The sequence below is a fragment of the Streptomyces sp. NPDC024632 genome, from assembly GCF_055559175.1.
The window spans coordinates 288,803-302,296 of record NZ_JBVHLD010000009.1 but is presented as its reverse complement, the minus strand read 5'-3'; the positions used below and the strand labels follow the sequence as shown (position 1 = coordinate 302,296).

Sequence of the window (13,494 nt, the reverse complement as noted above, 5' to 3'; positions counted from 1 at the left end):
GCGTCGCGTGGCCGGGACCGGCGGCTCAGGGGCGGCGGGGCGCGCCGTCACCGGCCGCGCCGGACGCGTGCGGGAGGTCGTCCCCCGGTCCGGGGCGCTCCCCCGCGGCACCCGCCGTCACGCCGTGCGGCCTGTCCGGTACGGGCCCGGCGGCATGCGAGCCGGTGACGATCCGCGAAGTGTCGGCGAGGCCCGCGCCGCGCCCGGTGAAGCCGCGGCCGACGCCGTGTCCCGGCGGGAGTACGGCCAGCTCGTGCAGGAGCTGCCGCAGCCGCAGCAACGGCCTGGTGACCGGCGGCAGCACCGTACCGGCGGCGGGGAGCCTGGTCAGGAGCGCCGCGTCGGCGGTACGCAGGGCGCGGGCGACCTCGGCCGCGGGCCGGCCCTGCGGGGCGGGCGCGAGCGCCAGGGCGGTGGCCGCGTGGCCGAGCGCGCGGCTGGCCTCCGCCAGGTGCGGCGCGGGCGCGAGGCCGGGTGAGCGGCGCGGGCCGAGCGCCAGGGCCCTGGTCTGCCGGGTGACGGCCGCGTAGAGGGTGAGCCGGTGCCGTACGAGGCGCGGGTCGTTGCCCCACACCAGGGGGCGGGTCAGCGGGCGCGCCACCAGGGCGAGCTGCTGGAGGCGGTGGTCCACCACGCGCACCAGGGCGTCGAGGTCGGCGCCGTCGGGGCTTGCGGACCCGTCCTCGCGGTCGGGGCGGCCGTCGTGCTCCAGGCGCGCGGCGGCGGCGTGCATCAGCTCGCCCACGGCAGCGAAGTAGCTGCCGCGCGCGCTGCTGACGGTGTCGCGCGTGCTGGTCGGCAGGACGACCAGGGCGACCGCTATGCCGATGGCGGCGCCTATGGCGGTCTCTTCGAGGCGAAGCATCAGCAGACCGGCGGAGAACTCGTGGAGCTGGGTGTAGAGCTGCGACACCATGATCGTGACGAAGAAGATCATGGCCGCGTAGGAGAGGCTGACCAGGTAGAAGCCGCAGGACATGCTGAGCACGATGACCGCGATCACCCACAGGGTGTGGCCCGCGGTCAGGTGCGCGAGGCCGATGCCCGCGCCGAGGCCGAGCAGGGTGCCGACGACGCGGTTGGTCGCCTTGATGAAGGTCTCCGAGCGGGTGGCGGTGCCGGTGAAGGCGATGAAGGCGGCGATCACCGCCCAGTAGTAGCGGGCCTCCGACAGCTCGCGGCCGATGACGATGGCCAGGGTGCCCGCGACGGCCACCTGGATCGCCTGCCGGGTGGTCAGCGAGAGGCCGCTGAGCCGCCGCCAGCCGCCGCGCGCCGAGACACCGCCCGCGACCGCGGCGGAGCCGGGCAGCCCGCCCATGGCCAGGGTCACGGCGGGGGCGAAGTCGGCCGGGGCGTCGAGAGCGTCGTCGTGGGTGCCGTGAGCGGGACGGAGGTCGCGGCCGGGGCCGTCTGCCGCGCCTTGTGCGGTCTTCGGGCGCCGCACCTTGTGCCCGCTTCCGTTGTGGGATCGTCCGACGTCCGCCTCCGCGGCGCGCCTGACCTCCCTGACCAGCACCGTGAACTCCCAGGCGGCGGTGGCCAGGTGATAGGCGAAGCAATCGGTGGCGGGTTCGGCGCGCGCGGCCGTCACCGGGTCGTCGGAGTCGACGAGGGCGAGTACGTCCCTGGCCCGCCGTTCGGCCGCCGCGTATTCGCTGCGCGCCAGGTGCGCGGCGATGGCCGCGGCCTCGGGCGCGAGGCGCCCTCCGGTGCCCGCGAGCGCGTCGGCCGCGGTCGCCACGGCGTCCACCGCCAGATGCGCGTCCAGCGTCCTGCGGCGTACTCCGGCCGCGGACCGGCCGGGCGGCAGGGTGCCGGGGTGGGCCGACCAGCCCTCGATGACCAGCGCGGTCTCGGCGAGCCTGAGCTGGCGCGAGTGCAGCTCGCGGCGGAGCCGGGCCAGCCGCCGCACGTCCTCGGGGTCGGTCTCCAGCAGGTCGGCGCAGACCCGGGCGACGGCCCCGGCACGGGCGCCGAAGGCGCGGCGGACGCGGGTCAGCGTCCGCTGGGGGTGGGCGCGCAGCACGGTGGTGGACAGCAGCAGGACCCAGCCGGTGGCGATGCCGACGGCCGCGAGCAGGTCGGGGAGCTGCGCGAGGCGGGCGTCGAGGAAGGCGGCGAAGAAGTAGCCCATCCAGATCATGAAGCCGTAGAAGAAGTACGGCAGTCCGAAGCGGCGGATGAAGACGGCCACGAACATGACGGCGACGAAGACCGCGAGCATCGCGTCGGTGTGCCCGGCCACCGAGACGCCGATGACCATGCCGGTGCCGATGGCGACCGGGAAGAACACGGCCGTGCGGATCTTCGGCAGCACCTGGGTGCCGTCCAGCGCCATCGAGCCCATCATCGCCATGACGGTGCCCAGCAGCATGCCGACGAGGGTGCCCTGGGGACCCGCGTGCGTGGCGCGCCCGTAGCCGTACTCGATCGCCAGGGTGGTGCTCATGGCGACCGCCGCGCCGAACGCCGTGCGGAGTCTTTGCAGGCCCGGGTCCGATCCGACTATCCGGTCCCAGACCTCGCGCGTCCAGCCGCTCGACCCCACCGCGTCCCCTCCCGCTCGGCCTCGCCGAATTCATCGGTATGATGCCGATATTAACACGTGCATCGTACCGATATCTGGATCTGGAGTGGCCGTGGCAGGGACCGCGAAGGCAGAGGGGACCGAGGGGACCTCCGCCGCGCTCGATGTGATCGAGCATCAGACCGCCGTGCTCGTCAGGAATTTCGAGCTGTTCTACCGGCGCACCGACATCCACGACACCCTGGACCGGGCCGAGTACCTGCTGCTGCGCACCCTGGCCGGGGGCGGCCCGCAGGACATCAACTCGCTCGCCGCCGCGCTCGGCCTCGACCCCTCGACGGCCGGTCGCCAGGCGGCAGCGCTCCAGGCCCAGGGCCTGGTCGCCCGCTCCCCCGCCCCCACCGACCGGCGGCGCAGCATCGTCACGCCGACCGCCGAGGGGCTGCGGCGGATGGAGGAGGTACGCGCCCGGCGCGCGGAGAGCCTGGCGGGACTGCTCGACGGCTGGACCGAGGAGGAACGACGCACGCTGGGTGCGATGTTCACCAAATACAACCGGTCGGTGGCCGCGCGCTTCCTGACGACGGCGCCGGGGACGACCGCGTCGGGGACCGCCCACGAGGGCGCCCACGAGGGCACGTCCACCGCGGCGCAGGCACCGGCGCCTGAACCGGTGCCGGTGCCGTAAATCCGCGAAGGTCCGGTAAACCCGCGCCGACGCGGGCGTTCGAGCCGTCCGGCGCGCAGGAATTCGTACGAAATTCGTACGGCCGTGCGCGAAGGGCCCACTCCGACGCCCCAGCCGTTATGTTGTTCGCTCATAGCGGAATTCGGCTCAGGGGCCACCCGTTCGGCCCTTCCTGAGCCGTTTACGGACCCCGATCGGACCCCCAATCGGACCCCCGGAGCACGGCTACGGGCCTGGATAAGACATCCTTGTGATTGATCGCACTGTTTGAGACGTCATGCATCATGGGGAAATCCCAGCGATGTCGACAAGGAGAGAGCTCGTGGACGACGTTCTGCGCCGTGCCCCGCTTTTCGCGGCGCTCGACGACGAGCAGGCCGCTGAACTGCGCGCCTCCATGACGGAGGTCACGCTCGCGCGTGGCGACTCGCTGTTCCACGAGGGTGACCCCGGGGACCGGCTGTACGTCGTCACCGAAGGCAAGGTCAAGCTGCACCGCACCTCGCCCGACGGCCGCGAGAACATGCTCGCCGTGGTGGGCCCCGGTGAGCTGATCGGCGAGCTGTCGCTCTTCGACCCCGGCCCGCGCACCGCCACCGCCACCGCGCTGACCGAGCTGAAGCTGCTCGGCCTGGGCCACGGCGACCTCCAGCCCTGGCTGAACGTACGGCCCGAGGTCTCCACCGCCCTGCTGCGCGCCGTCGCCCGCCGCCTGCGCCGCACCAACGACGTCATGTCCGACCTGGTCTTCTCCGATGTCCCCGGCCGCGTCGCCAAGGCGCTGCTCGACCTCTCCCGCCGCTTCGGCGTGCAGTCGGAAGAGGGCATCCACGTCGTCCACGACCTCACGCAGGAAGAGCTGGCCCAGCTCGTCGGCGCCTCGCGCGAGACCGTCAACAAGGCCCTCGCGGACTTCGCGGGCCGCGGCTGGCTCCGCCTGGAGGCCCGCGCCGTGATCCTCCTGGACGTCGAGCGGCTGGCCAAGCGCTCCCGCTGACGCCCTCGGCACCGCACGCACACGAAGGCCCCCGCCCGGTCGAACCGGGCGGGGGCCTTCGCGCTGCCGGGCGGCCCCGGCTACCAGGCGAGTTGGGCGATCTCGTCCGCGACGGCCGCGCAGGCCGCCGTGGACGGGTCGATCAGCGGGAAGTGGCCGGTGCCCGGCAGCCACGCGGCGACGACCTCCTCGCCCGCCACCGCCGCGGCACGGGCGAAAGCTTGGCTGACCTGCGACGGAACCTCATTGTCAGTGGTGCCGTGCACGATGGTTGTGGCGATACCGGTGGGCAGCAGCGCGGCGGGGTCGGCGTCGGGCAGACGTGCCGTCAGGTGCTCGGGTCCGCCCAGCAGGTCGACGACCGCGCCGGAGCAGACACCCAGCCGGATCGCCGAGGTGAGGTCGGCGATCGGGGCGAGGGCCACGACGCCGCGTACGGGGGGAGGTGAGGGGCGGTGCCAGGGGGATTCAGGGGGCAGGACATGACGGGCGGCGGCCCACAGCGCGAGGTGGCCGCCCGCGCTGTGGCCGGTCAGGACGGTGCGGCGGGGGTCGACCACGTCGGCGCCGAGCGCCCGCACGGCGAGCGCGGGCAGCGCGTCGAGGGCGGCGGCCACGTCGTCGAAGGTGTCGGGCCAGCGCCCGGCCGGTGGCAGCGCGTCGGGCGCGGGGTCCGAGCCGTCGCGGCCTTCCTGCGGCGCCTCAAGGGCCGGGCCGCGGCGGTATTCGACCGACGCGACAGCGTAGCCGTGGGTGGTGAGGTGGGCCGCGAGCGGCGAGACGTGGGCGCGGTCGTGGGCGGCGCGCCAGGCACCGCCGTGGAAGAGGGCCACCAGCGGGGCCGGACGGCCGGTGGGGGCGCCTTCGGCGGGGGCGGGCCGGTAGAAGTCGACCACCTGGTCGGGGTGGTCGCCGTAGGACGCGGTGGCGTCCGGCGGCACCGGAGCGTGGCCGAACGCCGACGCCTCCTCGGCCGCCGCCCGTCGCCCGGAGGCGGCATCGGCGGCGGGCGGGGACGTGGAGGGGTCGGCAGCGGACATCGGTTACGTGGTCCCTTCGGGTACGTCGAGCGGGTCGGTTTTCTGCGGTACGGCGGTGGGTCGGGCCGCGACGGGCGTGCCCGGCCCGCCGGCCAGGACGTCGGCCAGTACGCGGGCGGCGCGCAAGGCGTCGGCGTACCGGGTGTAGAGCGGTGTGAAGCCGAAGCGCAGCACGTCGGGGCGCCGGTAGTCGCCGACGATGCCGCGCGCGGTCAGCTCGCGCATCACCTCGCCCGCCCCCGCGCAGCGCAGCGAGACCTGGCTGCCGCGCTCCGCGTGGTCGGCGGGTGTGATCGGCTCGGCGCGCCCGTACGGCACCAGCGCGGCCACGCAGTCCAGGAAGAAGTCGGTCAGCGCCAGGCTCTTGGCCCGCACGTCCGCGACGGCGACACCGTCCCAGACGTCGAGCGCCGCGTCCAACGCGAGCAGCGACAGGATCTCCGGCGTGCCGACCCGCCCGCGGGGCGCGCCGTCCGCCGGGGCGTACTCCGGGGCCATGCCGAACGGGTCGGCGTGCGAGTTCCAGCCCGGCAGCGGCGAGTCGAAGCGCGGCTGAAGCTCACGCCGCACATAGAGGTACGCGGGCGCGCCGGGCCCGCCGTTGAGGTACTTGTACGTGCAGCCGACCGCGAGGTCCACGCCGTCCGCGTCGAGCGCGACGGGCAGCGCGCCCGCGCTGTGGCACAGGTCCCAGACCGCGAGGGCGCCCGCCGCGTGCAGGGCCGCCGTGACGGCGGACAGGTCGTGCAGCCGCCCGGTGCGGTAGTCCACGTGGTTGACCAGCGCCACGGCGGTACGGTCACCGGCCGCGTCCGCGATCTCGGCCGCGTCCACCGCGCGCACGGTGTGACCGGTCAGCCGGGCCGCCGACGCGGCGATGTAGCCGTCTGTGGGGAAGGTCGCCGCGTCCACCAGGATCTCGGTGCGGTCGGCGGGCGCCATCCGCACGGCGGCGACCAGCGCCTTGAAGACATTCACGCTGGTCGAGTCCCCGACCACGACCTGCCCCGGCGCGGCGCCCACCAGCGGCGCGATCCGGTCGCCGATCCGCTCGGGTGCGGTCCACCAGCCGCTCTCCTCCCAGGACCGGATGCGCAGCTCGCCCCACTCCCGGGTGACGACGTCGCTCAGCCGGGGCAGCACGGCGGTGGACAGCGCGCCCAGCGAGTTGCCGTCCAGATAGACGGTGTCGTCCAGCACGAAGCGGTCCCGCACGGCGGCCAGCGGATCGGCGGCGTCCAGCGCGTCCGCGCGGTCCTGAAGGGCGGCATCCCGTGCCGCGACGGCCTCAGACATGGCTGCGCGCCGTCCACAGCTCGGGAAAGACGTTCTTCGTGGCGCGCTTCTCCAGCCAGGCCACCCCCGCCGAACCGCCCGTGCCCGACTTGGCGCCCATCGCCCTGCGCGTGGCCACCAGGTGGTCGTTGCGCCAGCGCCAGACCAGCTCGGCGACATCCGTCAGGGCCTCGCCGAGCCTGATCAGCTCGGTGTCCTGGTCGGCGTCCGCGTATACGCTCTGCCACGCCCGCTCGACCTCCGCGTGCGGCTCGTACCGCAGCGCCGGGTCGCGCTCCAGCACCTCGGCGGGCACCGCGTAGCCGCGGCGGCTGAGCAGCCGCAGCACCTCGTCGTACAGGCTCGGCTCGGTCAGCGCCTTCTCCAGCTCCGCGTGCGCGCTGGGGGTGCCCCGGTGCGGCACCAGCATCGACGCGGACTTGTCCCCGAGCAGGAACTCCAGCCGCCGGTACATCGCCGACTGGAACCCGGAGCCCTCACCGAGAGCCGACCGGTACGCGTTGAACTGCGCGGGGGTGAGATTGGCGATCGGTTTCCACGAGGCGTTCAGCGACTCCAGCTCCGGCAGGCTGCGCCTGAGCGCCGCCATCGCCGTCGGCAGGTCGTCCTCCCTGAGCGCCGCCGCCGCGGTGGTCCATTCGTGGACCAGCAACGTGAACCACAGCTCCATCACCTGCGTGGTGACCAGAAAGGCCATCTCGCCGGGCTCGTCGGACAACGGGTGCTGCAAGTGGGTCAGTACGGACGCCTGCACGTAGTCCTCGTACGGCGTGCTGCCCTCGAACGAGAGGTTCGGGGTCGCCGCCTCATCGGTCGGTGCGTCGGACATGGTCTTACCTCCAGAAGCGGACCCGGGATCACCGGGCTACGCCGAGATCATCTGCGGTGCGGCCCAATCCGGCAAGGCCCGGCTCCCCCCAGGGTGCCCCTGCGCAAGGGCCACCGCCCCCGGGGTGCGCTCGCGCGAGGGGCTGCGCCCCTCCGGTACCGCTGCGCGAGGTGGGTTCGCCGGTAGCCATGGAGCCGAAGGGCGCGCCGGTGTCGAAAGCGACGATGAGCAGGGAGCGAGGAACGAGCGACCGTCGAAGAGGACCGTCGACACCGGATCTAAGCGCCCGGAGGCGGAAGGGCGGCAAAAAAAAGGGGATCGCGGTGAGCCTGCGCAAGACGGCTCCCCCGCACGTTCCGCCGCCACCCCGACCTCACCCACGACGGCTCCCCCGCACGTTCCGCCGCCACCCTGAGCCAACGCGAGAGGGATCACCCCTCACTCCACCCCCGGACCTCCCACGTACGTCCCCTTCGGGTCGTACGGCCACTCGTTCGCTCGGCACCCGTTCAGGCCCTTGATCTGCTGCATCATCACCGGGGCCGGCTTTCCCGGGCCCGGGCAGCCCTCGTGGCCGTGGCCGATGCGGTGGCCGACCTCGTGGTTGATGATCAGGGCGCGGTAGCCCTCGATGGGGCCCTTGAACTCGGGGGAGCCGAGCAGCCAGCGCTTGAGGTTGACGACGACGGTGGAGCCGACGTCGCAGTTGACCTCGCCCCGGGTGAGGAGACCGGCGGCTCCGCAGATGTCGTCGACGGTGTCGGGGGTGGCGATCTTGACGACGAAGTCGGCGCGGCCGGAGGAGACGAGCTGGAAGCCGTCGTGGCCGTCGGCGGTCCAGCCGCGGGGGTTGGCGAGGATGGCGGCGATCTCGTGGGCGGCGTCGGCGGCGGACAGGTCGATACCGCCTTCGACCTCGACCTTGTAGCGGCGGACGGTGCCGTGTCCCGTGGCCTTGCCGCTGGCGTCGGCGGTGCTGAAGCGGCCGGTGCCGGAGACGGGCACCTTCGGCGGCTCCGCCTTGTCCCTCGCGGACGGCGGAGTGCCGCCCCCGGTGTCACCGTCACTGCCGCTGGCGTCGCGGGCCGGTGCCGTGGTGGCGCCGAGGCCGTGGTCGATGGCGGCGGCGGAGTCGACGTTCCTGCCGTGGTTCCAGGTGGCGTACCCGACGCCCGCGGTCACCATGATCAGTCCCACGGCCAGGGCGGAGCCGACTATCGCGGCGCGGCCCCTCGTCCGACGTCGGCCCGGTTGACGGCGTGGCTGTGCCAAGACTCCCCCTGCGCTGGCGCAGCGGTCGTCGAGGCCCCGGCTCCCCTGCCGGTCGCACCCCGTGCTGCGTGTGGACAACCGGATCAGAATCGCACATGGATACGGGGGCTGAGGCGTCGGTCCGCCCTTGTGGCACGACTGCGACAAAGCACGTTCCCCCTGGTGAGACCCAGGGGGAACGCGGGGGAAACAGGAAAAGAAGGGCGGGCCGGCCGTCAGGTCAGGGTGTCGGCGGCGGTCGGCGAGCTGTCCCGCAGGAAGACCGTGCAGCGCTCGTACTCGTCCTGCTCGCCGATCGCCTGGGCGGCGCGGGCCAGCGCGTGCAGGGCGCGGAGGAAGCCGCGGTTCGGCTCGTGCTCGAAGGGCACGGGACCGTGGCCCTTCCACCCGGCGCGGCGCAGCGAGTCGAGGCCGCGGTGGTAGCCGGTACGGGCGTAGGCGTACGACTCCACGACGCTGCCGGCCTCGAAGGCGTCGTCGGCGAGCTGCGCCCAGACCAGCGAGGAGGCCGGGTATTTCGCCGCGACCTCGGCGGGCGCGGTACCGGAGGCGAGCAGTTCGCGCGGCTCCGGGTCTTCGGGCAGATGGGTCGGGGCGGGTCCCCCGAGCAGGTTCTCGTTGATGGCCATGCGTTCCAGTCTGCCCGAGCCCCCACCGGAAAGGCCCCCGGCAGATGCCAGGGGCCTTCGGCGGCGAGCCCGAAACCGCGCGGGGAGGCCCGGAGGCCGCCCGCACATCCAGCCGTACGAGGGCCGACAACGTCATGCGGTCCGTCCCGGAACCCGTCCGGAAGCCGATCCTGTGCAGTACGCCGTCCCGGAACCCGTCCGGAAGCCGGTCCCGTCCGGAAGCCGGCCCCGTGCGGAACGCCGTCCCGGAACCCGTCCGGAGGACTACTTGCGCTTGTTGCCCGCCGACCGCAGGTTCTCGGCGGCGACGACCACGCGGGCGGCCATGCCGGCCTCGGCGGCCTTGCCCCAGACGCGGGGGTCGTAGGTCTTCTTGTTGCCGACCTCGCCGTCGACCTTCAGAACGCCGTCGTAGTTGCGGAACATGTGGTCCGCGACGGGCCGGGTGAAGGCGTACTGGAGGTCGGTGTCGATGTTCATCTTGACGACGCCGTTCTCCAGCGCCTCGTTGATCTCCTCGAGCGTGGAGCCCGAGCCGCCGTGGAAGACGAAGTCGAAGGCGTTGGCCTTGCCGTACTTCTGGGCGACCGCGTCCTGGAGCTCCTTGAGGATGCCCGGACGCAGGACGACGTTGCCCGGCTTGTAGACGCCGTGGACGTTGCCGAAGGAGGCGGCCAGCAGGTAGCGGCCCTGCTCGCCCAGGCCGACGGCCTCGACGGTGCGGTAGGCGTCGTCGACGGTGGTGTAGAGGTTGTCGTTGATCTCGTGCGAGACGCCGTCCTCCTCACCGCCGGTCGGGGTGATCTCCATCTCCAGGATGATCTTGGCCTTGACGGCCTCGGCCAGCAGTTCCTTGGCGATGGCGAGGTTGTCGTCCAGGTTCTCCGCCGAGCCGTCCCACATGTGGGACTGGAACAGCGGGTCGCGGCCCGCGGCCACGCGCTCCTGCGACACCTTCAGCAGCGGACGCACGTACGCGTCCAGCTTGTCCTTGGGACAGTGGTCGGTGTGCAGCGCGACCGTGATCGGGTACTTCTCGGCCACGATGTGCGCGAACTCGGCGAGCGCGACCGAGCCGGTCACCATGTCCTTGTTGTACTGACCGCCCAGGAACTCCGCGCCGCCCGTGGAGATCTGGATGATGCCGTCGCTCTCCGCCTCGGCGAGGCCGCGCAGCGCGGCGTGCAGGGTCTGCGACGAGGTGACATTGATGGCCGGGTAGGCGAACTTGCCTGCCTTCGCCCGGTCGAGCATCTCGCTGTAGACCTCGGGGGTTGCGATGGGCATCGTGTCCGCTCCTCATGATCTGCGGGTGGTCCTGCTGTGGCCTTACTGGCGTGGCGACGTCTTTGTCGCCCCCATCTTCCCAGACTCGAACGGATACACCACCTCCGTGCACACCCAGTGGACGACGGCCTCCGGAGTGTTTCACGTGAAACACTCCAGAGGCCGGAAAAACGCAGGTCAGAGCCGGTCGAAAGCGCTCAGGACCCGGTCGGGGCAAGCTCGGAGCCCGCTCAGCGCCGGCTCAGGACCGGCTCAGGACTGACTCAGGACCGACTCAGGACCGCGACACGGCTGCGCGGCTCAGGCGGCTCACGCGACTCAGGCGAGGCCCAGGTCGTCCAGCGAGTACGCGGCCAGGTACGGCAGTCCCGCGTCCGCGATCGCCCCGGCCGCGCCGCGGTCCACGATGACGGCGACGGCCACCACCTCGCCGCCCGCCTCCCGTACCGCCTCGACCGCGGTCAGCGGCGAACCGCCCGTGGTCGAGGTGTCCTCGACCACCAGCACGCGGCGGCCCTTGACCTCGGTGCCCTCGATACGGCGCTGCAAGCCGTGCGCCTTGTTGGCCTTGCGGACCACGAACGCGTCGAGCCGCTGCCCGCGCGCCGCGGCGGCGTGCAGCATCGAGGTGGCCACCGGGTCGGCGCCGAGCGTCAGCCCGCCCACCGCGTCGAAGTCCAGTTCGGCGGTGAGGTCGAGCATCACCTGTCCGGCGAGCGGCGCGGCCTCGCCGTCCAGGGTGATCCGGCGCAGGTCGACGTAGAAGTCGGCCTCGAGCCCCGAGGAGAGGGTCACCTTGCCGTGCACCACGGCCTTGTCCTTGATCTGCCGCAGCAGCGCGTCTCGCGTCTGGTCACTCATGCCGACCAGTATCCCGGCAGACCGGGGGCTCAGCCGATCCGGTGCCAGGTCCACTCCGTGCTGATCTCCAGCGGGTCGATCGGGGTGACCAGGCGGGGCAGGGTGTTGAGGCCGTTCGGCGGGCCGGACTGGGGCTCGACGCAGACCGCCTCGGTCGGCTCGGTGTAGACGACCGCCCATTCGGAGGGGCTGGTCACCCGGACCGTCATCTCGCCGGGCCAGGTGAGGGTGATGTCCACGCCGTCGGGCATGCCGAAGCAGTCGTCCCAGGGGCCGGGCCTGGGGTCGACGCGGTTGCCGTTCGGCAGGTGGTTGTCGCCGCGCTCCTCCTGCCAGGCGGCGGTGAAGGCCAGTTCGACGTCCTGGCCGCCCTGGCCGAGGTTGCGCAGCCACCACGGGTGCCAGCCCGCCTGCGCGGGGAAGGAGTCGCCGGACGCGTCCGCCTCGACGCTGAGCGTCAGCTTCACCGAGTGCGGGGCCAACTCGACGGTGTGCGTCACCCGTCCGGGGTACGGCCACGGCTCGGCGAGGTCGAAGTAGTACGCGGCGGTGGTCTCGGTCGCGGGCGCGGCCTCCTGCCAGGCGGTGTGGCGCCCGGTGCCGTGGATGGCGTGCGGGGGCGCGTCGACGGGGAGTTGATGGGTGACACCGCCGTTGCGGAACACCCCGTTCTCCGTACGGCCGCACCACGGCACCATCAGGAAGGCGCCGAATTTGTCTCCCTGGCGCAGGAGTTCGGTCCCGCCGACCTTCAATGAGGCGATCCGGCAGCCGTCGTGGGGCCGCAGGATCAGTTCGGCGTCGCCCGCCGTCAGCTTCGTCTCGTTCGACACGGAACGAGAGTAACCGGGCTGTGTTACCTGCGGCGTCGCAGCACCCGGCCGACGACCACGGCGGACGCGACGAGAGCCGCGGCGGCGGGGGCCGCCCAGCGCAGGGTCGCCGCCGCGGAGGTGGCGTCCGGCGCGGGTACGGGCGCGTAGCGTCCGCGCGGCGGCGCGTGGTCGACCTCCTCGGCGCTGCGGCCGATCATCGTGCGGCGGGCGTGCGCGGCCTCGGCGGGCGGCACCAGGTCGTCCAGCGCGGCGGCGCTCTCCGGGACCTCCACCTCGACCTCGACCAGCTCGAAGTCGTCCAGGTCGGACGGCGGGGCGGGCTCGCCGAGGTCGTCCACGACGTCCGCCTCGGGCTCGGCGGGCTCGGCATCCTCATCGGAGTCGGCCTCGGCGGAGTCGGCCTCGTCGAAGTCGGCGGCGGTGTCGGCGGCGGTGTAGGAGGGGTCAGAGGGGTCGGACTCCGTGGTGATCCTGGAGTCCCCGGCGGGCGTGTCGGCGGCGTCCTCCGCGGTGTCATCAGCGGTGTCAGCCGTATCGCCAGCGGTGTCAGCGGCTTCCTTGGCCGCGGCGTCCGCCGCTCCCGCCTCGGCGCCCGGCTCGTCCGGCCGGTCCGACGATTCCGCCTGCACCAGCGATTCCGCCTGCTCCGCCGATTCCGCCCGCTCCGAGGCCGCCCCTGCCTCCACGACCGGCACGATCGTTTCTTCGACGGTCACGTCGGCGGGCGCCGGGTCCGGGGCCGTCTCCTCCTCCGGCGCGTGCGCCGCCAGGTCCGCGGAGAAACGGTCCAGCAGCCGCCGTACCGCCGCTTCCACGACGTCCGGCTCGTACGACGCCAGGCGGCCCTCGGCCTGGGCCGCGCCGCGGAAGATCAGCAGGGCGCCCGGCTCCGGGTGCGTGGCCTCGGCCACGACGATCTCCAGCGTGGCCTTGACCGTGCCCGTACCGCGCACCTCCGTACCGCTCGCCTCCGCCGCGAAGGGCGACGAGGCGCCGGTGACGCGGACCGTGCCGCGGTAGGTGATCGTGGAGCCGCCCACGCGCAGCCGGAGGCGGCCCGCGGCGCCGCCGTCCGGCGCGGACCCGTCAGCCCCGTCGGCGCCGTCCGCGGCGCCGGACGCGTCCGGCTGCCAGCCGGGCAGGCTCGCGGTCACGCGCGCGGGGCTGCGCAGGGCGTGGCCGATGCGGGTGGGGCTGACCGGGACGAAGACCTCGTGCTCCATGCGGCG

Annotated in this window: 12 protein-coding genes; 2 read left to right on the top strand and 10 right to left on the bottom strand. The window is 73.2% G+C overall.

Going from position 1 to position 13,494, the window contains the following annotated elements:
* Positions 1 to 25: 25 nt before the first annotated feature.
* On the bottom strand, positions 26 to 2,452 hold the full coding sequence (locus ACZ37P_RS20960; protein WP_467347975.1) for an FUSC family protein: 2,427 nt from the start codon (positions 2,450 to 2,452) through the stop codon (positions 26 to 28).
* Positions 2,453 to 2,642: 190 nt separating this feature from the next.
* Here ACZ37P_RS20960 and ACZ37P_RS20955 point away from each other — a divergent pair, with 190 nt between their 5' ends.
* Both ACZ37P_RS20955 and ACZ37P_RS20950 read left to right on the top strand, forming a co-directional pair.
* Complete coding sequence (locus tag ACZ37P_RS20955) at positions 2,643 to 3,218, top strand: MarR family winged helix-turn-helix transcriptional regulator (protein WP_467347974.1); 576 nt, start codon at positions 2,643 to 2,645, stop codon at positions 3,216 to 3,218.
* Positions 3,219 to 3,540: 322 nt separating this feature from the next.
* Entirely contained in the window at positions 3,541 to 4,215 is a 675-nt protein-coding gene (locus ACZ37P_RS20950) for a Crp/Fnr family transcriptional regulator (RefSeq protein WP_033174884.1), read from the top strand.
* Between the two features lie 80 nt (positions 4,216 to 4,295).
* On the opposite strand, the gene ACZ37P_RS20945 is transcribed toward ACZ37P_RS20950, so the two are convergent.
* The 9 genes from ACZ37P_RS20945 to ACZ37P_RS20905 all read right to left on the bottom strand — a co-directional run bounded on the left by ACZ37P_RS20945 (position 4,296) and on the right by ACZ37P_RS20905 (position 13,488).
* Positions 4,296 to 5,255: an alpha/beta hydrolase family protein gene (locus ACZ37P_RS20945; protein ID WP_391041556.1), complete on the bottom strand. Its 960-nt coding sequence runs from the start codon at positions 5,253 to 5,255 to the stop codon at positions 4,296 to 4,298.
* Positions 5,256 to 5,258: 3 nt separating this feature from the next.
* Complete coding sequence (gene kynU, locus ACZ37P_RS20940) at positions 5,259 to 6,551, bottom strand: kynureninase (protein WP_467347970.1); 1,293 nt, start codon at positions 6,549 to 6,551, stop codon at positions 5,259 to 5,261.
* Positions 6,544 to 7,380, bottom strand: coding sequence for a tryptophan 2,3-dioxygenase family protein (locus ACZ37P_RS20935; RefSeq protein WP_401851871.1), 837 nt, complete (start codon positions 7,378 to 7,380; stop codon positions 6,544 to 6,546). Before ACZ37P_RS20935 ends, kynU begins: the two co-directional genes overlap by 8 nt.
* Positions 7,381 to 7,818: 438 nt before the next feature.
* Positions 7,819 to 8,577, bottom strand: coding sequence for a DUF3152 domain-containing protein (locus tag ACZ37P_RS20930; RefSeq protein WP_402712766.1), 759 nt, complete (start codon positions 8,575 to 8,577; stop codon positions 7,819 to 7,821).
* Between the two features lie 290 nt (positions 8,578 to 8,867).
* Positions 8,868 to 9,281, bottom strand: a complete 414-nt coding sequence (locus ACZ37P_RS20925; RefSeq protein WP_355346204.1) for a DUF3151 domain-containing protein — start codon at positions 9,279 to 9,281, stop codon at positions 8,868 to 8,870.
* A 264-nt stretch (positions 9,282 to 9,545) separates the two neighbouring features.
* Complete coding sequence (gene fbaA / locus ACZ37P_RS20920) at positions 9,546 to 10,568, bottom strand: class II fructose-bisphosphate aldolase (RefSeq protein WP_355346207.1); 1,023 nt, start codon at positions 10,566 to 10,568, stop codon at positions 9,546 to 9,548.
* Between the two features lie 318 nt (positions 10,569 to 10,886).
* Positions 10,887 to 11,429, bottom strand: coding sequence for an orotate phosphoribosyltransferase (pyrE, locus tag ACZ37P_RS20915; RefSeq protein WP_355346210.1), 543 nt, complete (start codon positions 11,427 to 11,429; stop codon positions 10,887 to 10,889).
* Between the two features lie 29 nt (positions 11,430 to 11,458).
* Positions 11,459 to 12,262, bottom strand: a complete 804-nt coding sequence (locus ACZ37P_RS20910) for an aldose epimerase family protein (RefSeq protein ID WP_355346213.1) — start codon at positions 12,260 to 12,262, stop codon at positions 11,459 to 11,461.
* 23 nt (positions 12,263 to 12,285) lie between these two features.
* Positions 12,286 to 13,488, bottom strand: coding sequence for an SRPBCC family protein (locus ACZ37P_RS20905; RefSeq protein WP_467347966.1), 1,203 nt, complete (start codon positions 13,486 to 13,488; stop codon positions 12,286 to 12,288).
* Positions 13,489 to 13,494 lie beyond the last annotated feature (6 nt).